General features: G+C 44.3%; 19 protein-coding genes. 12 read left to right on the top strand and 7 right to left on the bottom strand.

Annotated features, from left to right (window positions below; genetic code table 11):
• Positions 1–185 precede the first annotated feature (185 nt).
• From BAE46_RS15040 to BAE46_RS11775, 3 genes are read left to right on the top strand one after another with little or no spacing between them, the layout of a single operon-like run.
• Positions 186–353: a DJ-1/PfpI family protein gene (locus BAE46_RS15040; RefSeq protein WP_081483943.1), complete on the top strand. Its 168-nt coding sequence runs from the start codon at positions 186–188 to the stop codon at positions 351–353.
• 20 nt (positions 354–373) lie between these two features.
• Entirely contained in the window at positions 374–1,054 is a 681-nt protein-coding gene (locus BAE46_RS11780) for an SDR family oxidoreductase (protein ID WP_006006049.1), read from the top strand.
• A gap of 33 nt (positions 1,055–1,087) precedes the next feature.
• Complete coding sequence (locus tag BAE46_RS11775) at positions 1,088–1,798, top strand: hypothetical protein (protein WP_070112924.1); 711 nt, start codon at positions 1,088–1,090, stop codon at positions 1,796–1,798.
• 142 nt (positions 1,799–1,940) lie between these two features.
• On the opposite strand, the gene BAE46_RS11770 is transcribed toward BAE46_RS11775, so the two are convergent.
• Entirely contained in the window at positions 1,941–3,992 is a 2,052-nt protein-coding gene (locus BAE46_RS11770) for a S9 family peptidase (protein ID WP_070112922.1), read from the bottom strand.
• A gap of 212 nt (positions 3,993–4,204) precedes the next feature.
• On the opposite strand from BAE46_RS11770, the gene BAE46_RS11765 reads away from it, so the two are divergent.
• Positions 4,205–5,035 (top strand): LysR family transcriptional regulator, encoded by an 831-nt coding sequence (locus tag BAE46_RS11765; RefSeq protein WP_006006046.1) that lies wholly within the window; start codon positions 4,205–4,207, stop codon positions 5,033–5,035.
• Positions 5,036–5,130: 95 nt separating this feature from the next.
• Here the strand turns inward: BAE46_RS11765 and BAE46_RS11760 are convergent, their stop codons facing one another.
• The 3 genes from BAE46_RS11760 to BAE46_RS11750 form a co-directional block, all read right to left on the bottom strand.
• Positions 5,131–5,373, bottom strand: a complete 243-nt coding sequence (locus BAE46_RS11760) for a hypothetical protein (RefSeq protein ID WP_006006045.1) — start codon at positions 5,371–5,373, stop codon at positions 5,131–5,133.
• Between the two features lie 104 nt (positions 5,374–5,477).
• Positions 5,478–5,876 carry a cytidine deaminase gene (cdd, locus tag BAE46_RS11755; RefSeq protein ID WP_006006044.1) on the bottom strand — a complete coding sequence of 133 codons (399 nt, stop codon included), beginning with the start codon at positions 5,874–5,876 and terminating at the stop codon, positions 5,478–5,480.
• A gap of 37 nt (positions 5,877–5,913) precedes the next feature.
• Complete coding sequence (locus BAE46_RS11750; RefSeq protein WP_070112920.1) at positions 5,914–6,840, bottom strand: M14 family metallopeptidase; 927 nt, start codon at positions 6,838–6,840, stop codon at positions 5,914–5,916.
• Between the two features lie 312 nt (positions 6,841–7,152).
• Between BAE46_RS11750 and arfB the strand changes: the two genes are divergently transcribed.
• The 6 genes from arfB to dld all read left to right on the top strand — a co-directional run bounded on the left by arfB (position 7,153) and on the right by dld (position 13,374).
• Positions 7,153–7,566, top strand: a complete 414-nt coding sequence (arfB, locus tag BAE46_RS11745) for an alternative ribosome rescue aminoacyl-tRNA hydrolase ArfB (RefSeq protein WP_070112960.1) — start codon at positions 7,153–7,155, stop codon at positions 7,564–7,566.
• Between the two features lie 96 nt (positions 7,567–7,662).
• Positions 7,663–8,142, top strand: a complete 480-nt coding sequence (locus BAE46_RS11740) for a CreA family protein (protein WP_006006041.1) — start codon at positions 7,663–7,665, stop codon at positions 8,140–8,142.
• A gap of 293 nt (positions 8,143–8,435) precedes the next feature.
• A complete protein-coding gene (locus BAE46_RS11735) occupies positions 8,436–9,584 on the top strand; it encodes an NAD(P) transhydrogenase subunit alpha (protein ID WP_070112918.1) in 1,149 nt (382 codons plus the stop codon).
• Positions 9,584–9,877: an NAD(P) transhydrogenase subunit alpha part 2 gene (locus BAE46_RS11730; RefSeq protein ID WP_070112916.1), complete on the top strand. Its 294-nt coding sequence runs from the start codon at positions 9,584–9,586 to the stop codon at positions 9,875–9,877. The genes BAE46_RS11735 and BAE46_RS11730 overlap by 1 nt, the downstream gene beginning before the upstream one ends.
• Entirely contained in the window at positions 9,867–11,243 is a 1,377-nt protein-coding gene (locus BAE46_RS11725; RefSeq protein ID WP_006006038.1) for an NAD(P)(+) transhydrogenase (Re/Si-specific) subunit beta, read from the top strand. Before BAE46_RS11730 ends, BAE46_RS11725 begins: the two co-directional genes overlap by 11 nt.
• A gap of 310 nt (positions 11,244–11,553) precedes the next feature.
• Complete coding sequence (dld, locus tag BAE46_RS11720; protein WP_141729344.1) at positions 11,554–13,374, top strand: D-lactate dehydrogenase; 1,821 nt, start codon at positions 11,554–11,556, stop codon at positions 13,372–13,374.
• Between the two features lie 90 nt (positions 13,375–13,464).
• On the opposite strand, the gene msrA is transcribed toward dld, so the two are convergent.
• From msrA to BAE46_RS11705, 3 genes are all read right to left on the bottom strand, one after another.
• The gene (gene msrA / locus BAE46_RS11715; protein WP_006006036.1) at positions 13,465–13,962 is read right to left on the bottom strand and encodes a peptide-methionine (S)-S-oxide reductase MsrA; all 498 of its coding nucleotides are present in this window, start codon (positions 13,960–13,962) and stop codon (positions 13,465–13,467) included.
• The gene (gene msrB / locus BAE46_RS11710) at positions 13,962–14,411 is read right to left on the bottom strand and encodes a peptide-methionine (R)-S-oxide reductase MsrB (RefSeq protein ID WP_006006035.1); all 450 of its coding nucleotides are present in this window, start codon (positions 14,409–14,411) and stop codon (positions 13,962–13,964) included. Before msrB ends, msrA begins: the two co-directional genes overlap by 1 nt.
• A 135-nt stretch (positions 14,412–14,546) precedes the next feature.
• Positions 14,547–14,891, bottom strand: a complete 345-nt coding sequence (locus BAE46_RS11705) for a DUF1294 domain-containing protein (protein WP_006006034.1) — start codon at positions 14,889–14,891, stop codon at positions 14,547–14,549.
• Between the two features lie 334 nt (positions 14,892–15,225).
• Here BAE46_RS11705 and BAE46_RS11700 point away from each other — a divergent pair, with 334 nt between their 5' ends.
• Both BAE46_RS11700 and BAE46_RS11695 read left to right on the top strand, forming a co-directional pair.
• Positions 15,226–17,685: a TonB-dependent receptor gene (locus BAE46_RS11700; protein WP_070112956.1), complete on the top strand. Its 2,460-nt coding sequence runs from the start codon at positions 15,226–15,228 to the stop codon at positions 17,683–17,685.
• Positions 17,686–17,845: 160 nt separating this feature from the next.
• Positions 17,846–18,427, top strand: coding sequence for a gamma-glutamylcyclotransferase (locus BAE46_RS11695; RefSeq protein WP_006006030.1), 582 nt, complete (start codon positions 17,846–17,848; stop codon positions 18,425–18,427).
• Positions 18,428–18,518 lie beyond the last annotated feature (91 nt).

Raw genomic sequence — 18,518 nt, 5'->3', positions numbered from 1 at the left:
AGACTGTCTATAAACTTACCCAGACTGTCTATCAGTTCAACAGGGCCTGCTAGCACGCGCCATATCATCTGCGTGGGATCTGCGATAAACCAATATAATAAACGGCACGCATTTTGTAGGTTAGTTGTATTAGCCGGCTAATGCCAATAGGCCCTTAATAATAGGGAGTTATTGAATGATACTTTATATACGTTAGCAAGCGCTCTTACCCTAGTATTAGCACCGGCAGTAAAAACGCGAGTGCAAGCTACAAAGATGGATCGGTGGTGATTGACGGTAAAATAGTCACCAGCCGCAATCCTGACGACATCCCTAATTTTATAGACGCGATAGCGCAAAAACTTATTAGCTAAACGTTATAAGGAAAAAAACAATGGAAAATGAAAAGGTAATAATCATCACCGGTGCCTCAAGCGGCATTGGCGCAGCAACGGTAGATAAGGTGGTAAGTGCAGGCCACAAGGCTGTAATAACCGCTCGTAGCCTCGATAAACTGGAAAAAATTGTAAAGCGCTGGGGTGAAGACAAAGTCTTAGCGGTACAAGCCGATGCGTCAAAATTCGCCGAGATAGAACGCGTGGTAGAAAAAGCCAAGCAAAAATTCGGCCGCATTGATGTTGTCTTTGCTAACGCTGGCACGGGCATTAACACACCAGGGATTGAAAATGGCGATATAGATGAATGGAAGACAATGACAGACGTGAACATTAACGCCTTGTTATACACCGCTAAAGCAAGCCTTGCGTTACTTAAAGAAACCAAAGGTCATTTCATCATTACAAGCTCTATTGCCGGAAAAATAAGTTTAAAAGGTTCAGTATATGGTGCAACGAAATGGTTTGCCTACGGCTTTGGGCAAAATTTAGCGGCAGAAATGGCGCAGTGGGAGGGACGCTGCACAACAATATGCCCAGGCGTGGTCAACACACCATTTTTTGATGAAGCCAAGCCCGAAAAGCTAGACCCGTCGGATGTGGCCGACGCTGTATTATATGCAATTTCAGCAGACCCAAGGTGCAGTATACGCGAAGTATGTTTAATGCCTACGCAGTGACACTTTGGCATCTTTGACACAAAGGAGAAGGATATGTTAATTAGCTCAGACCAACTCAATTCAAGCCGAATAAAAGCCAGCGACGGCGAACTCGGGCATATAAAAGATGTTTATTTTGACGATCAAAACTGGACGGTGCGCTTTTTAGTAGTGGACACATCGCGCTGGATGCCACTTAGTCAAAAAGTACTGCTTAGCCCTATTTCCCTGCGCGACTTTAATAAAGAAGATGAAGAGCTAGCGGTGTCGATGACTATGGAGAAAGTAAAAGATAGTCCAAAAGTGGAAGACCAAGACACCGTTTCTCGTGGCTTTGAGAAACAGTACTATGAATACTTTGGCTACGGTTACTATTGGACTGGTATGGACCTTTGGGGAGATTATTTATACCCGGGCGCCCTAACAGCACCCGGCACCATTGTGCACACTGAAATTGAACAAGATGACCGTGAAAAAAACAATCATCTAAGGTCTGCCCAAGAAGTCCTGGAGTACGACATCCATATTGACAGCGCCGACAGCGGCCAACTTGAAGACTTCATCTGGGACAGCTACAACTGGTCACTAAAATATCTAGTGGTTGATACGGGCGACTGGCTACCAGAAACAAAAAAGGTACTGGTAGCGTGCAAGCATATAGACAGTATCCGCTGGGACACCAAATCAGTGAAGCTGAATATTAGCGTGGCGCAAATAGCGCAGTGCGCAGAATATGATCCGGACAATATGCCAGATCACACGTAAATACTAGGCGGGGTAGAAGTTATTAGCACACTGTTATTTTTCTTAACGCCGGGTGTGTTTTAGTCCTGAACAGAAACTAACGCAAGCTGTTAGTTTCTGTTCAGGACGAATTCGAATATAAGAAAAGGGTCAGTATTAATGTTTACTCAGCGTCATCCTTCTCAGGCTCAAGCTTATCAGCGAGATCTAAGTCGGTTGGCGGCATTGGGTCACTGCGTGTTGCATCTTGCGCTAAGTACGTATCCATCCAGCGCATAAACCGCAGTGAATAGTCGTATTGCGCGGCTGCATTGCGATTGCCATGCCCTTCATTTGGGTAGAAGACTAAGCGCACGGGTGTTTGTGTACGCACTTTCATGGCCCTGTAGAGTTCCATTGACTGACTTGGATGCACGCGCGTGTCTTTTTCGCCATGCATTATTAAGGTAGGCGTGGTGCTTTTACCTGCATGATAAATGGGTGAGCGCTCAAGCAAGTTCATCCAGTTGTCTTCCCATGGCCACTTTAACGAGTGCACTAGATGCATTTCATTTGGAATGTCGCTGGTACCAAACTTTGATATCTGATTCGAAATACCCACAAACGCTACCGCTGCCGCAAAATGCTCGCTTTGCGAAGTGGCTCCCCACATTGCCGCATAGCCGCCGTAAGAACCGCCAGTAATGCCAACTCTATCTTTGTTGACAATGCCGTGCGCAACAAGTGCATCAACGCCGTCAACTAAGTCGTTAAACTCTTTGCCGGCGTAGTCGTCTTGATGCTCTTTAGCAAACGCCACGCCGCGCCCAGTTGAACCACGATAGTTGGGGTAAAATACCGCGTAGCCGTCGGCTGCTGCAAACTGGCCGCCGTCTGAATAGCGTGTTATCCAACCGTCGCTATAGTGTGCTTCAGGGCCGCCGTGTACGGTTAGAATCAGTGGCCAACCACCTTCTGGCGCGGTGCCGTTTGGCGTAATTAACAAGCCTTCAATTGGCCGGCCATCGCGGGCTGTGTAGGTATGAGTAGTCTGAGGAGCCAGTTCTAATTCGTCAATCCAGGCATTATGGTGGCTAAGTTTCACCACTTTATTGCGCTTTATACTGAAAACTTCGCGAGGATGCTCGGCGCTGTCAGCAATAAAGCGTATCTGGCCATCGCCAATGTCAACGCTTCTTACTACGATGTTGTTAGGGGTTTTAAGAGTGCGTTTTTCATCGCCGTTTGTCTCGTATACTACTAATGCACTTTCAACACCTCTGTGCGCGACCGCTAAAATATCTTTACCTAGCCAGTCAATGTCCATTATATGCTGAGGTGCGTCTTTGGTTAATTGCATGAAGCTGTCGCTATTTGATTCTGCCACCATCAGCACCCCGTTTGACGAGTCGTGTATGTCAGTACCCGCTAAGAAGGCAAGATGTTCGCCATTGTCAGATAGCTCAAATGCGCCAAGTTTACCGGGGATATCGATGCGTGATTTAACTTCACCCGTGGCAATATCTAGGAAAAATAGATCTGTGAGCATCAGTGAATCATCGACCAAATTAGTCGGTGCGACTGCTGCCACGAGGGTCTTTTCGTTTGCTGACACTTCAAAGTCAGACACATGCCCACCGTCAAATACTTTGACCGACTTAGCGTCTTTGTCGTTAAGACTAACTGACCAAAGCGAAGCGAGGCGCTGGTCTTCTTCATATACGACTGCGTCGAAACCTTTGTCTTTAAAATCTTTTCTCGTGTCTTTTTCGGTCGCCACAAAATGCAGGGTGCTACCGTCGTTGCTTACGCGGTAATCGCCAATGCTAGTCTCATATTCGAAGCGTTTTTGTGCTTCACCACCGGCTAAAGATATTGAATATAGCGAGGTATTTTCGTCACCATCGCGTTTGCTTTTAAAATAAATCGTGCTTTTATCAGGGCTGAACTGCAGGCCTGAAATGCTGCCTTGGGTGCCAATAAATTGAATCGGTTCACCATTTTCACGCATGATATATAAGTGAGTATCGGCTCTACCGTCTTTGTCACCGGCAAGTATATCGCGTGGAGCCCCAAGGGTATAAGCGGTGAGTTCTCCGTCACTCGAAACGGTAATGTTAGCAGCGTGCTGTACTTTAGGTAAATGCTCAATTTCAAAGGTGTCCGCTTTTACGCCTGCACTTACAGTAGCCATGGCCACCGCGAGTAAAGTCGCCTTAAAAGGGTTGTTTCGCATAAAGTTGATCTCCGTCGTTTTATTATCGTTATTAATTTTTAAACTAGTTTATTCAATGCAGGGTCTAGCTTAACAATTAACAAAGAATAAACAATGTCCTGACACTATTCAACAGCCTAGATGTTAATCCGTGTAAACAATGCGCGTGCACTATTTTTCATACCTTGTACAATCCATGCAGTAAATATTGGGCATTAATATGGATAACATTGGTGGACATACGATTTTTAGTTACGTTTATAGAAGTTTCGCACACACGACATTTTGGTAAGGCCGCCGAGAATCTGCATTTAACCCCAGCGGCGGTGAGTGCTCGCATCAAGCAAGTTGAAGAATATTTTAATGTTAGCTTATTTATTCGCCACCGTAACAATATACACCTTACGCCTGCTGGCGAAAAACTGCTCCCGTTTGCTATTCAATTAGCTGAAACAATTAAACAGGCTCGCATTGCGCTGGCACAAGAAAACCTTGCACACTTGGCCTGTGCAGCCACGCCAAATGCTGCAAAACTTATATTTTCGTCAGCATTGGCCCAAATAAAGTCAAAGTATAATCAGTTGATATTGCGTGCTGACATCTTCAACTTAGAACTCATTTCTAGGCAATTACACGAACAAAGTATTGATTTAGCCTTTTCTACCGAAACTGTAAAGTCTAGCTATATCGAAAGCGTCCTGCTCTTTAGACAGCCTATGTACTTATATAGTGCCTGCGCCGCCGCCGTATTTGATGCTGATACCTATATACATATAGACTGGGGGAATGATATTTCAAGCCGCTTTTTCAGCGCCTATCCGTCTGCTAAAAATAGTGTTTGGAAAACCAACGCCTTAGATCTTGCTGTGTGTCATTTGGCGCAAAATAACGGTTCAATATTGTTACCTGAAGCTTATGCAAAGGCATTGATGAAAGAGAAGGATTTGATTCAAATAGTGCCAGAGGCATTTGATACACTGCCTTGCTATTTGCTTGTATTGAAAAGTAATCACCATCCGCTGGTGACGTCACTGGTGGCTCACTTTGAAGCGGCTTTTAAGTAAAAAAGATAAAGAGGTCAGGTTCAGTTAGCCACTATTCTTCAAAAAATTCGCTCACTAAACCTGACCCCTTTGCCTTGTGACCCCTTGAATTTCTACTATTCAGGTAAGTTTGTAATTGCTTGGTAACCTTCAGCCGCTAGTTCTTCATTGACGCATACTAGCAAGAACGCTTGTAAGGATAAATCGCCGGTGCCATCATCGTCAGCGACTTCTTGGCAATAATCTTTAAAATTAAGTAAAAGTTCAAGGTCTGCTTCTGGAAGGTCTTGATTAGCAAATGCTAGTGCGCTTGACAGTAAAAGTGTTGCGCAAGAAAGTCCTGTCAATAATTTGTTCATTTAGTGCTCGTTGTGGATTGTTGAGGCCGCAACATATCGCTAAAGTATAATATTGAACAGCAAAATAAAATTGACCTGACGAACAAAATAATTGTTCAGCCTAATCACAACTCAAAACGGTTTGGTAGCAATTCACCCAAGGTGCTTCGCCATGTTTTATCAAGGCTTTCGTTCACACATTCGACCGGCCCATCAGGACTGTCCATGAATTCGCTAAGCACTTGTCGACACGCGCCACAGGGTGAAATGGGGGATGCTTGATTAGACATAACGTAAACCGCGGTAACCTTGGCCATACCGTTTAAAATGGCATTTGATATAGCCGAGCGCTCGGCACAAACCGTTAAACCGTAAGACACATTTTCAACGTTAACACCATAGGCAATCCGGCTTTCTCCGTCAACTTCATACTTAACTGCGGCGGCTACTTTCACCGCTGAATAAGGACTGTAGGCTTTTTTCAGAAGCTCTTTTAACTGCGTTTTGATATCTGATGTTTCCATGGTGCTAAGGTTTGCCTTGCGGTTGATGAATGATGACTTACTTTGCATGCGATAAAAGAAAATCTAAGCCGCCGGTAATGGCCGCAACCTGTGCTTCAATACAGCTTTGTGGCGTCGCATTTGGGCTGTCAGGATACACTTCAGTAGTGGTTACATATTCAGCATCGGTGAAGCCACCACACAGTAATAGTGACGATTTATCGTAACAAATTACGCCAGTAGAGATTATCTTTGCGCCAATTATTCTGCCTTCGTCATCGCTAGGTGCAATGTGAGTGACTTTTTCGACCGACGCTATTATTGCTTGTTGAAATGACAACTGCGGCTTTTTGGTGTCTGCAACAGTATAAAAACCGTCTGGTATTTGCCATTTATCTATATGTAAACCGTCGCGGGCGGCTAAGGCTGGTCTAAATTCAGAGTTGTCAGTGTCGGTAGTTTCATGTAAATCGAAGTGTGCCAGCAGCGCCTTCGGTTCTGAGCTTATAAAACCCTTAACAAAGTCCATAAGCAGTTGCGCTTCGGCTGAAAAACTAATTGGCGCAAAAGAACGATTTGGATCGTAGGCGTTAGTAGTCCATCTATTCACGGTTTCGTAGCCCCAAGGCGATACACACGGTGCAACAATGAAATTGAAATGCCTCGAGTAACGAGGCGCATGATGTATTAAAAACTCGATAGCCCCTTGCACACCACTCGTTTCATAACCGTGCACGCCACCGGTTATCAGCACATTGGGCTTGTTAACATCCCACTTTGAGGTGGTAAATGCATATAGTGGATAGCGGCTGGCGTCTATGGGGAGAACACCGTAGTGGTTCTTTTTGAAATCTTTGCTAATACGGATAAATTTACTGAGTACTTCATCAGCATAGCTTCGCTGTATAGTTTGCGACTTTAGCCATTCGTCTTTTTCATCTTCATTCCAAGGAATGTCGGTTCTGCCTATTGGGTAGTCTTGCATAAAAAATCTCGCATTTTGGGTTATCGTTTTAAGCTATTATGTGGTTAAGCAAGGTCAGCGTGCAGCTGCATTTAATGTTTTTATAGCATTATAGGATCAGTTTGGCATGCAAAGTATGCAAATTCAGTTCGTGCTAACTATTAGTCTGCACTATTATTGGCATCGTTATTGGCATCGTTATTGGCATCGCTCGTTTTAACAGCTTATTTCACTTAATAAGTAATTAAGTGACGGCCAAATGCCTTGAAAATTAGTATAAATTGGAGATTTTTATATGCTAGCCTAAATGAAAATACCACACTCATGCAAACGATGTTGAAAATAACTGAAAATATAGTCATAGAAGACAGTGAAGTCGAACTGTCTGCAATAAGGGCTATGGGCAGTGGCGGACAGAATGTGAACAAAGTGTCGAGCGCTATACATTTACGCTTCGATATTAAAGCGTCGCAATTACCTGACCATTATAAACAAAAACTGTTAGCCTTGAACGATAACCGTATTAGCAAAGAAGGCGTGCTGATAATAAAGGCGCAGTCGTTTAGAACGCAGGAGAAAAATCGAGAAGATGCACTTAAGCGTTTGCGGATGCTGGTAATATCAGCCACGAAAGAAGTTAAGTCGAGAAAAGCCACTAGACCTTCGCTAAACGCAAAAAGAAAACGCATTGAAAGCAAAAAGAAAAGTGGTGCTACCAAAAGCTTGCGCGGTAAAGTAGACTTTTAACAAAGCCTCCTAGCGCCCAAAATATCTAATTCCATCCCAAGTTTATATGAGGCTTTCCTACCACAGTAAGCAAGCTTTAAACAAGGAGTAAACCCAATGAACAAATTAGTCACGACCTTAGCATTTAGCGTAACTGTGCTTTTGTTGAGCGCCTGTAGCGATAGCGAAGTAGGCGACGTCTCGCTTGGTGTATTCACTACCAAAGACATAAAAATTGACTCACTTACAGATCCTATTGTGAGCGGCGTCACCTGCCATATTGCCAGTATAGAAGCGAACTTAGACTTAGCCGATCCTTCCGACAGCTCAATTTCGTGTAGACAAACCGGTAACATCAGCGCAGAAATGATAGCCAAGATAGATAAAAGCGCATCAGGAGAAGTCGTGTTCAAAAAATCAAAGAGTATATTTTTCAAAAACATGAAAGTTAGACGCATCTTTGACCCAAGGTCTCAAACACTAATGTACGTCTCGTATTCGACTAAAGAAACAACCGGCAGTTATAAGCATAGCTTGTCAACTGTGCCTTTATGGGGCACAGGCGCTTACACTAAATTTGACACGCCTGCCCATTAGCGCGCAAAATATAATATAACGAGTTAGTCTTTCGAAATATTTAGATTTGCAAGTAAGCTGATGTTCACTAAGCAATACACTTTAAGGTAATCAATTCACAAAACCACACTATAAAAATGTTATCAACTGCTATTTACGTTATATTCAGAAATGATAAATCACGCTATCTTATTTAGTGGAGTGAAGTATAAAAAAGAGACCTTTTTAAAAAGGCATATACCTAACGACCGAGAATAACTGCACTAGTCAAACAGGCTGGCGTGATAAACACTGCTTAAATTTAAGGAATTGCTATGAGCGTACTCGTGTTCGTGAAAGAACCTTATCACTTGGAAAAGCGCTGCGCTTTACTTCCCGATAACGTTAAGATTTATAAGCGCCTTGGGGCGACTATTCAGGTAGAAAGCCAAATAGGCGACACCTTAGGCTTTACAGACCAGCACTACATTGACGCTGGTGCTGAAATTTTCACCGACCGCAGCGCTGCCCTATCAACAGCCCATGCAGTGCTATCGGTCAGGCCGCTTGCCCTTGAAGAGTTAGCACAAACGCCACAGACTTGCTGCAGCATTAGTTTTTTTGACCCTTTCAACAGCCCTGACAAAATAGCCTCTCTTTTAGATAACAAGCGCTCTTGCATTAGTATGGAACTAATTCCCCGTAGTACGCGCTGCCAAAAAATGGATGCCTTAAGCTCGCAAGCTAGTTTAGCGGGTTACGTCATGGTCCTAAAAGCCATGTCTAATTTGCACAAAACCTTACCCATGATGATGACGCCGGCAGGTACCCTCAAGCCAGCCAAAGTGTTTATTATTGGGGTTGGCGTTGCCGGACTACAGGCCATTGCGACCGCTAAACGCATGGGTGCCAATGTCATTGCCTATGACACCCGCCCAGAGTGCGCTCAGCAAGTTCAATCGTTGGGCGCTAAGTTTTTGAATATTGATTTAGGCGTGACTGAGTCGACCGACCAAGGCTACGCTAAAGCCTTAAGCGAAGAACAGTTAACTTTACAGCAGCAGGCGCAGGCCGACTGCATTGCCGATTCTGACATTGTGATAACCACCGCTCAGTTGTTTGGCCGCAAGCCCCCATTGTTAATTTCAAACGATGTTATATTGCGTATGAAACCTGGCTCCGTCATTGTCGATATGGCCGCGCTAGACGGCGGCAATGTTGAGGCCTCTGTCGCTGGTGAAACCATAATATACAAAGCGGTAAAAATAGTGGGAGACGGCGATTGGGCAGGCGAAGTGGCATTAGATGCCAGTCAAATGTATGCCAATAACTTAATGGCCTTGGTACAAGATATGTATAACACCGAAACGTCGTTATTTACTGTTGATGCGCAAAACGATGTTTTAAAGTCTGCTTTAGTCACCTATAACGGTGAAGTTATTAACCCTATTTTGAAATCACAATATACAAAGGAGACCGCGTAATGTCTTTTATTTCGTTAGCCATGGTGTTATTACTCGCTATATTTTTAGGCTTTGAGCTTATACGCAAGGTGCCTGCTACCTTGCACACGCCTTTAATGTCGGGCGCAAATGCGGTTTCAGGCATTACGGTAATTGGGGCATTTGTATTTGCCGGCAATGACATGGGCGGTCTAGTCAAGTTTTTTGGCGTATTGGCGGTATTTTTGGCCACTATAAACGTGGTTGGCGGCTACATGGTGACTGATCGTATGCTGTCTATGTTCAAAGGAAAAGGAGACCGCAATGCAAAATGAATTCATAATTAATGTGGTTTATCTAATAAGCGCCGCACTGTTTATCATTGGCCTAAAATTACTCAGCCATCCTAGCACCGCACGCCGAGGGAACTTGTTGTCTGCTGTGGGCATGCTGGTGGCCATTTGCATCACCTTAATTGACCAGCAGATAGTTAGCTACCAATGGATTCTTATTGCCCTAGCCGCGGGCAGTATTGTGGGCGCGGTAGTGGCAAGAAAAATCGCCTTAACGTCTATGCCTGAACTGGTCTCATTGCTCAACGGTATTGGCGGCTTGGCTAGTTTAGCGGTGGCCTTTGCCATGGTGGTAGGTGGCTCATTAGCAACGTATATAGTGGTAATATTATTAATAGCCATTGCAATTGGTGGGGTAACGTTTACCGGCAGTTTAGTGGCTTGGGCAAAGTTAAGCGGCAAGCTTGGTAATATTATTCAGACCAAAGCAATGGTGTTTAAAGGCCAAGCGATAGCTAACTCGCTGCTCGTGTTAGCTATCGTTTTATTTGCGGTGGGAATATCTTTTGTACCGCAGATGACGTTTTTGGTGTTCGTATTTGTAATATTGTGTTTAGCGCTAGGTGTGATGCTTGTACTGCCTATTGGCGGCGCCGACATGCCCGTGGTCATCTCACTGCTCAATAGCTATTCAGGTTTAGCGGCGTGTGCTGCCGGTATAGCACTAAATAACAACTTGCTTATTGTGGCAGGTGCTTTAGTGGGTGCAAGCGGTATCATTTTGACCAGTATAATGTGTAAAGCAATGAATCGTTCGTTAACAAACGTGCTTTTTTCTGGCTTTAAAGAAGTGTCTAGCGTTAGCACTAAAATTGAAGGCGAAGTGAAAGCTATTTCCTGTGAAGATGCTTATTATGTATTGGAAGCTGCGCAGTCGGTCATTGTGATCCCCGGTTATGGAATGGCGGTGGCACAAGCTCAGCATGCCATGAAAGAGCTGCAATCTCTATTGGAAGGAAACGGCGCAGAAGTTGTTTATGGCATTCACCCTGTAGCAGGGCGCATGCCAGGTCACATGAACGTACTGCTGGCCGAAGCTGATGTCCCATACGAACTATTGCTTGAAATGGACGAAGTGAATCCGCGTATGGAAAACTACGATGTAGCCATTGTTATTGGCGCAAACGACGTGGTGAATCCAGCCGCTAGAGAAATTAAAGAAAGCCCGATTTACGGCATGCCTGTTATAAATGCCGATCTCGCCAAAAACGTGTTTATTATGAAGCGCGGTATGGCCTCAGGTTTTGCGGGTATAGACAACCCGCTTTTCTTTAAAGACAACGCCAGCATGATATTTGGCGATGCAAAAGACTCTATTAACGCCATCATTCGGCAGTTTGCTGACTAATAATATTGATGTGTAATATGGCGACAGAAATAGTCGCCGCTACCACTGTGCTATTGATGGCTTACAGCATAATGTTTTCTATTTAGCCTATGATCAGCGTACGATTATAGGCTTTTTGGCAAAAGTGATGGCTGTTTTATCTCTTTTTCTTATCCTTAAAACCTACTAAGCTGTAACAAATAATTTAAAAAATAGCTTAAAAGGTAAGAGCATGGACACGTTAAATATTGCGGGCCGGGTCTTTCAATAAAGGCTCTGCTTAAACTGCACTACTATGAACAAATACATGTACATACAAGGGCAAAAGATAATGAATGAAACAATCGAAAGTAACACTTCTTCGAGCGCAAACAAGACAGCTGCGCTATGTGAGCTAGATGTTGTATTTGAAACGGGTATACGCCAGCCAAAATTTGGCGTTGACGCTAAGTCTCATTTAGACATTCTTAGCGCTTTTGAAAGGGTCTTAAGCGCTAAAAATATCAGTGCTGACCCAAGCAAAAATGCACATTATCGCACGGGCTGGCGATCTGGCGAAGGAAGCGCACTTGCCGTGCTGTTCCCGCAAACATTGATTCAGCTTTGGGGATCCTTAAAAATTGCGGTCAGTCATAATCTAATTATTGTCATGCAGGCCGCTAATACCGGTTTAACCGAAGGCTCAACACCTAGTGGCAACAACTACGACCGACCCGTTGTAATTATTAATACACGCTTTCTTAATGCCTTACACATCATTAATGAGGGTGCTCAAGCTATCGGCATGCCGGGGGCCACACTGTATCAGCTGCAAAGCGAACTTATAAAAATTAACAGGGCGCCACATTCTGTTATTGGGTCTTCTTCCTTAGGTGCGTCAATTGTAGGCGGTATCGCCAATAATTCTGGTGGCGCTTTGGTTAAAAGAGGACCCGCCTACACCGAATTATCGGTATATGCGCAAATTGATAAACACGGGGAACTGATCTTAGTGAACCACTTGGGTATAGATCTTGGTAACAACCCAGACGCTATAATTCAAACCTTAAGTGACGGCAGCTTCGCCACACAAGGGCTTGGCCAAGGTCAGCGCAAAGCCAGTGACACACTGTATCAGGCACGCGTAAAAGATATTGATGCAGACACACCCAGTCGCTTTAACGCTGATCCTCGAAGATTGTATGAATCAAGCGGCTGCGCCGGAAAAGTTGCCGTATTCGCGGTGCGGGTCGATACTTATCCGGTAGCAGAAAAACAGGCCAGTTTTTATATCGGCACCAACGATCCGGGCGACTTATATCAACTTAGGCGCTTACTGTTATCTAAGCTAGATGACCTGCCTGAAATGGGTGAATATATGCATCGAGATATGTTCGATGTTGCGCAAAAATATGGAAAAGACACCTTTCTAAGCGTACTGTATTTAGGCACAAAGCGTTTACCTAAAATGTTATCGATGAAGGGCGCTGTAGATGCCTACCTGAATAAAAAAACATGGCTACCTGAATATTTGAGCGATCGTTTACTACAGGGATTTAGTCGATTATTCCCTCAACATTTACCTAAACGAATGCTCCAATATAGGCAGCAATACGAGCACCATTTGATTATGAAGCTTAGTGGGTCGTCAGTTGCAAAAGGCAAAACAATATTACAAAACTACTTTGACAACAAACAGTCAGGCGGTTTTTTCGAATGCACGACTACAGAAGCTAACCGCGCTTATTTACACCGTTTTGCCGCCGCTGGCGCCGCCATCAGATATCACACCATGCACAGCAAAGACGTGGGTGACATTTTGGCTTTAGACATTGCGCTTAAACGCAACGAGAGCGACTGGGTGGAAATATTTTCGCCAGACATCGAACAGCACATTGAAAAGAAGCTCTATTACGGCCATTTTTTTTGCCATGTTTTCCATCAGGACTATATTTTAAAGAAAGGTGCTAATGCCCACCATGTTAAGAAGCTGATGCTAGCCCAGCTAGACCAGCGCGGCGCTAAGTATCCAGCAGAGCATAATGTTGGCCACTTATATAAAGCTGATGACCCCTTGAGAGACTTTTATAAAGAGCTCGATCCCAGCAACACTTTCAATCCAGGTATAGGCAAAATGGACAAAAATCAGCGTAACTGTAATTGCTGCTTATAACGCGAACATGTCTGCTAATGGCATGTTTTGCTTACTTAAGCGAGTAATTAGAAGCTGCAAAGCACAGGCCAATGCGCTCTACACTTGTCTTTATCGTTTAGGTAGGCTCCAGTTTGGTCTTGGAAAGTGGCAGGTATATCCGTTAGGACGCGTTTCCAAATAATCCTGATGCTCTGGCTCAGCTTCCCAAAAATCGCCAACAGGCTCTACTTCTGTAACTACTTTACCCGGCCATATACCTGAGGCGTCAACGTCGGCAATCGTGTTAAGTGCCTCATCTTTTTGCGTTTGCGACACAAAGTAAATAGCGGAGCGATAAGACACTCCAAGGTCGTTGCCCTGCCTGTTTTTAGTGCTCGGATCGTGTATTTGAAAGAAAAATTCTAAAATTTCACGGTAGCTCGTGACGTCATTGTCAAATTCAATTTCAATGCCTTCGGCGTGCGTTCCATGATTGCGGTAAGTCGCATTTACGACCTCACCGCCCGTATAACCCACGCGGGTTGCTAGAACCCCAGTTCGCTTGCGAATTAGGTCCTGCATGCCCCAAAAACAGCCGCCGGCTAATACTGCGCGTTCACTTGCCATTATGATAACTCCTGCACTTGATCTAAATAGGCTTCGTAGCCTTGCTTAGCCATTTCATCCTTTGGCACAAAGCGCAGTGAGGCTGAATTAATGCAATAGCGCAAACCGCCTTGGTCAGCAGGTCCATCAGGAAATACGTGCCCAAGGTGACTATCACCATGAGAAGAGCGAACTTCAGTGCGCATCATGCCTAAAGACGTATCGGTAATTTCATTCACATTGACTGGGTCTATGGCTTTGGTGAAACTAGGCCAACCGCACCCTGACTCATATTTAGAAGACGAAGCAAATAAAGGCTCCCCTGAAACGACATCAACATATATTCCCACTTCGGTATTGTGAAGTAGCTCGCCGGTGCCGGGATGCTCGGTACCATTTTCTTGCGTCACTCGATATTGCTCTGGTGATAAAGCTGAGATTGCTTGCGTCGACTTTTGATAGTTACCCATAGTTTCCTCTTTGTTAATAAATGTCTGCAATGTTGGACTAGCTTGTGCTAAAAAGTAGACCTAGACTGTATGGTTTACGCTTTGAGATAGCGAACAGACCAAAATGTGCGGAATCACTTTAATAAAACCAGCATGTTATTTGACTTTAATATAATAGATAAGTCCCACAAATAAGGCGAGATTAGCAATAACAGTGCCCCAGTATGTAATTTGAAACGACTTTTTCGAGCACTTGTGCCGTAAATATTGCTGCGCGAAAGCTGCCCCTGGCCAACCACCAAGTAAAGAGAGCAAGTGCAATGTACTTTCTTGTATTCGCCATGTACCCCTTTTAGATCTTGATTTGTCGAGCGCATACGCATAGTAAGTAATAACACTAAGGCCCAAGTATCCAAGCACAAACCTTTCATGAAGATTGCCTAAAAAGAAGGCGAGTAATAAAGCTAGCAACAGTGCAAGCGATAAATAAATGAATTGCATACTGCAGTCGCTCCCTCTTTGTAAATACGATTAGTTATGCCATGCCATACGCGTAACTTTACAATTGCACCCTGCATAAAGCAAATAGCGATCGGCACACTTATCGCGATTATTGCCGAAGCGCTAAAGTTTATTTACACTCGCTTAACAAATAATTTACTTTTAATAATAAATTTTGCTATTCTCATAGGTATAGCACTTATGTAAAAATGCTTAAACACTGCAGGCTACTATTGCCAACACAGAAGTTAGCCAGATAGTGCAAAAAGGGCGCCCAAAATAGGGCAAAGAATTCACCACACTTACGATGCTACACACGGCACACGAGAAAAATATGCTTAAACAAACTTCATCTATATTTAGTCGCACTCCCCTAGCAGCAATTATTGCGCTTTCGTTAGGGCTATCATCTACCGCTGCAATTTCACAAGAAACACCCGCTGCAGATCAAGAAGACGACTTAGAAGTTATAATGGTAACCGCTTCTAAACGCCCCACCAGCCTGCAGCAAACACCTATTGCCGTTAGCGTTACTAGCGCTGAAGAAATAGAACAAGCGCGCATATTGGATTTACAAGATCTACAAAGCTTGGTACCTACTTTGCGCGTTGCGCCTTTGCAGCGTTCTTACAATACCAACTTTTCAATTCGCGGATTTGGTAACGGTGCTAATAACACCGGCATAGAGCCTTCTGTGGGCGTATTCATAGACGGTGTTTATCGCTCACGCGCAGCAGCGCAAATTGGCGATTTACCCCGCCTAGAACAAGTGGAAATATTAAGCGGTCCTCAAAGCACCTTATTTGGAAAAAATGCCTCTGCGGGCGTTATTAATGTGCGCACAGCCGCGCCATCATTCGACAACCAAGCAAAAATTGAGTTTGGTGTTGGTAATTATGGTCAATCACTGCTGCGCGGGCACTTTACCGGTGGTTTGTCAGATACCCTAGCGTTTAGTGTGTCTGGCGGCATCAATAAAAGCGATGGCTATACCGAGTCGGTGGTAGGCCTAGGCAATATAAATGATCGTGATCGCTGGAATTTACGCGCTCAATTGCTATTCCAAGCGACTGACGATGTCACTATTCGCTTCATAGCCGACACCAGTGAGCTTGATGAAGCTTGCTGTACCGTTGCCGATATAGTTAACGGACCCACAACCGCAGCAGTTCGTGCATTAGGCGGTGTGGTTCTTGACACAGCCGATCCATTCGCTTTTGAGTCAGCGCTTAATATAGACCCAAACAACACGGTAGAAGATAGCGGTATCTCAATGCAAATAGACGTTGATTTTGATACCTTTGCGTTAACGTCAATTACCGCTTTGCGCAACAACGATGCTAATTATTTGGTAGATGTTGACTATACCTCCTTAGATATTTTGACCGAAGAGGGCCATACCGAAATTGAGACCTTCACCCAAGAATTGCGCTTAACCTCAACGGGTGATAACGATTTTAGCTGGATGGCAGGTGCATTTTTCTTCAGTGAAGAAGTAGACACCGGTGACTCTTTAATTTACGGCAATGGCGCCAGGCCATTTTTTAATGTCTTAGGGTTGCAACCTTTATTTGAGACAGCCGAAAGCTTATTTAATCAAGCCCCCGGCACATTCTTTCAGGAAGGTTTAGCAGTTAATTCTGAATTTTTACAGCAAAACGACGCCTTTTCACTGTTCGTCAATTTAGACTATAAGCTTACCCAAGATGTAACCGCAACATTTGGCGCAAGCTACACCGACGATCAAAAAGAAGTGTCGTTGATAACTAACAATGTTGAAGTGTTGTCAAGCATTGACTTAGTAAATGACTTAACGGTATTTGGCATACCCTTAGGCTCCGTTCCAGGTATACCGGGGATTTTTATACCGACCTTGCAAACAGTGCAGTTTTTGCCACAGCAACTCGATTTCCCCAATGCGATCGAAGACGGTAAAAGCGATGACAGTCAAACTACTTACAGCATACGTTTAGCCTATGAGTTAAACCGAAACTTCAACTTCTTTGCTACCGCCGCGACGGGCTTTAAAGCCACCTCGTGGAACCTATCGCGCGATACTCGCCCCTTCCCGGCAGACCAAGGTGACTTGAGCACAGCCGGCCTGTTGCAGAAAAATCAGAGCTATGGCACGCGTTTTGCGGGTCCAGAAGAGTCAGAAGTGTTCGAAATTGGCATGAAATCACGCTTTAAACTAGGCGCGTTTAACATTACCTTGTTCGACCAAACAATAGAAGGCTTTCAGTCTAGCACCTTTGTGGGCACCGGCTTTGTATTAGCCAATGCGGGTCAGCAGTCTACAACAGGTCTCGAATTTGACTCGGTGTACAGACCCTTTGACGGCATAAGCTTGCTCTTTGGCGGTATTATACTTGATCCTATCTATGACTCGTTTGTGGGCGCTTCTGGTGTAGACGAAAACGACCGCGCCATCGTTGTAGATTTAACAGGTAAAATGCCCGCGGGGATTCATGAGCGAAGCTTCACACTTGGTATCAAATACGAATTTGATTTCGCCAACGGTGCCTTTGGCTATGTTCGTACCGACTATATATATGAAAGTGAAGCCCGATTAGTGGATAACGTTCCCGAAAGGATTACGCGCGAAGTCAGTACCTTTAACGCAAGCGCGGGCCTAACCTTTGAAAATGGTATTTCGCTGCAGGCTTGGGTGCGTAATTTGAATAACGATGAATATTTCGTATCGGGATTCCCACCGCCCATTCAAACCGGTAGCTTCAATGGCTACCCTAATCAACCTAGAACCTTTGGTGCGTCTATTTCATATTCATTCTAAAACTAGGTACAGCACTTAAAAAAGGCAGCTCAATAAAGAGCTGCCTTTTTTCATATATCAATAATAAACTCCTCAATTGGGCCGCATTTTGCCGCGCACTTAGGTGTCTAAGTTTGTTCGCTAATGATAACGTTACGTGTCTAAATGCGGAATTAGGAGCATGACAAGCATAGTGTTTGATACACAGGCGATAAATAAACAAAGACAAAACTTAGCTGACTTTGACGAAATTTGGGTGTTCGGCTACGGTTCGCTTATTTACAAGGTCGATTTTAAGTTTATTGAGTGCGAAAACGCGCATATTAGTGGCTTTGAGCGCCGTTTTTGGCAGGGGAGTCACGACCATCGAGGCACCGTAGCACATCCTGGCAGAGTGCTTACACTTTCATCCATAGAAAATACCAGATGCTTTGGCAAAGCATTTAAGGTTAACCCAAGCGTGTTTGATCATTTAGATCACAGGGAGAAAAATGGCTACTTACGTCATAAGGTAACCATTAGCTTGGCTGACACGCGCACTGTGCAAGGCTTAGTGTATATTGCAAGTCCTGATAATGAAGCATATTTAGGCGAAGCAAGCACGCAAGACATTGCTAAGCAAATCTTTGATTCATCGGGGCCTAGCGGGCCTAATCGCGATTACGTTTACATGCTCGCCGATGCGCTAAGGCATTACGATGAAATAGACCAACATGTATTTCAAATAGAGCATGCGCTTAATCAGCTTTCAAAGCCACTTTAAGAGATAGTAAAGCGCTAGGTGTTTGAAACAGGTTTCAACGAATCTGATCCCTTGGTTTCAAATTTAGCAGTCCTTAGCAATAGCAAATTGC

The organism is Glaciecola punicea, from assembly GCF_001756615.1.
Lineage (GTDB): Bacteria > Pseudomonadota > Gammaproteobacteria > Enterobacterales > Alteromonadaceae > Glaciecola > Glaciecola punicea.
The sequence above is the reverse complement of the archived record's forward strand: the minus strand, read 5'-3'. Positions and strand labels throughout refer to the sequence as shown.

Excerpts from the sequence above, each read along its gene's own strand:
- BAE46_RS11780 (WP_006006049.1), top strand. The coding sequence starts at position 374 with ATGGAAAATGAAAAGGTAATAATCATCACCGGTGCCTCAAGCGGCATT.
- BAE46_RS11775 (WP_070112924.1), top strand. The coding sequence starts at position 1,088 with ATGTTAATTAGCTCAGACCAACTCAATTCAAGCCGAATAAAAGCCAGC.
- BAE46_RS11770 (WP_070112922.1), bottom strand. The coding sequence starts at position 3,992 with ATGCGAAACAACCCTTTTAAGGCGACTTTACTCGCGGTGGCCATGGCT.
- BAE46_RS11760 (WP_006006045.1), bottom strand. The coding sequence starts at position 5,373 with ATGAACAAATTATTGACAGGACTTTCTTGCGCAACACTTTTACTGTCA.
- cdd (WP_006006044.1), bottom strand. The coding sequence starts at position 5,876 with ATGGAAACATCAGATATCAAAACGCAGTTAAAAGAGCTTCTGAAAAAA.
- BAE46_RS11750 (WP_070112920.1), bottom strand. The coding sequence starts at position 6,840 with ATGCAAGACTACCCAATAGGCAGAACCGACATTCCTTGGAATGAAGAT.
- arfB (WP_070112960.1), top strand. The coding sequence starts at position 7,153 with ATGTTGAAAATAACTGAAAATATAGTCATAGAAGACAGTGAAGTCGAA.
- BAE46_RS11740 (WP_006006041.1), top strand. The coding sequence starts at position 7,663 with ATGAACAAATTAGTCACGACCTTAGCATTTAGCGTAACTGTGCTTTTG.
- BAE46_RS11735 (WP_070112918.1), top strand. The coding sequence starts at position 8,436 with ATGAGCGTACTCGTGTTCGTGAAAGAACCTTATCACTTGGAAAAGCGC.
- BAE46_RS11730 (WP_070112916.1), top strand. The coding sequence starts at position 9,584 with ATGTCTTTTATTTCGTTAGCCATGGTGTTATTACTCGCTATATTTTTA.
- BAE46_RS11725 (WP_006006038.1), top strand. The coding sequence starts at position 9,867 with ATGCAAAATGAATTCATAATTAATGTGGTTTATCTAATAAGCGCCGCA.
- dld (WP_141729344.1), top strand. The coding sequence starts at position 11,554 with ATGAATGAAACAATCGAAAGTAACACTTCTTCGAGCGCAAACAAGACA.
- msrA (WP_006006036.1), bottom strand. The coding sequence starts at position 13,962 with ATGGCAAGTGAACGCGCAGTATTAGCCGGCGGCTGTTTTTGGGGCATG.
- msrB (WP_006006035.1), bottom strand. The coding sequence starts at position 14,411 with ATGGGTAACTATCAAAAGTCGACGCAAGCAATCTCAGCTTTATCACCA.
- BAE46_RS11705 (WP_006006034.1), bottom strand. The coding sequence starts at position 14,891 with ATGCAATTCATTTATTTATCGCTTGCACTGTTGCTAGCTTTATTACTC.
- BAE46_RS11700 (WP_070112956.1), top strand. The coding sequence starts at position 15,226 with ATGCTTAAACAAACTTCATCTATATTTAGTCGCACTCCCCTAGCAGCA.
- BAE46_RS11695 (WP_006006030.1), top strand. The coding sequence starts at position 17,846 with ATGACAAGCATAGTGTTTGATACACAGGCGATAAATAAACAAAGACAA.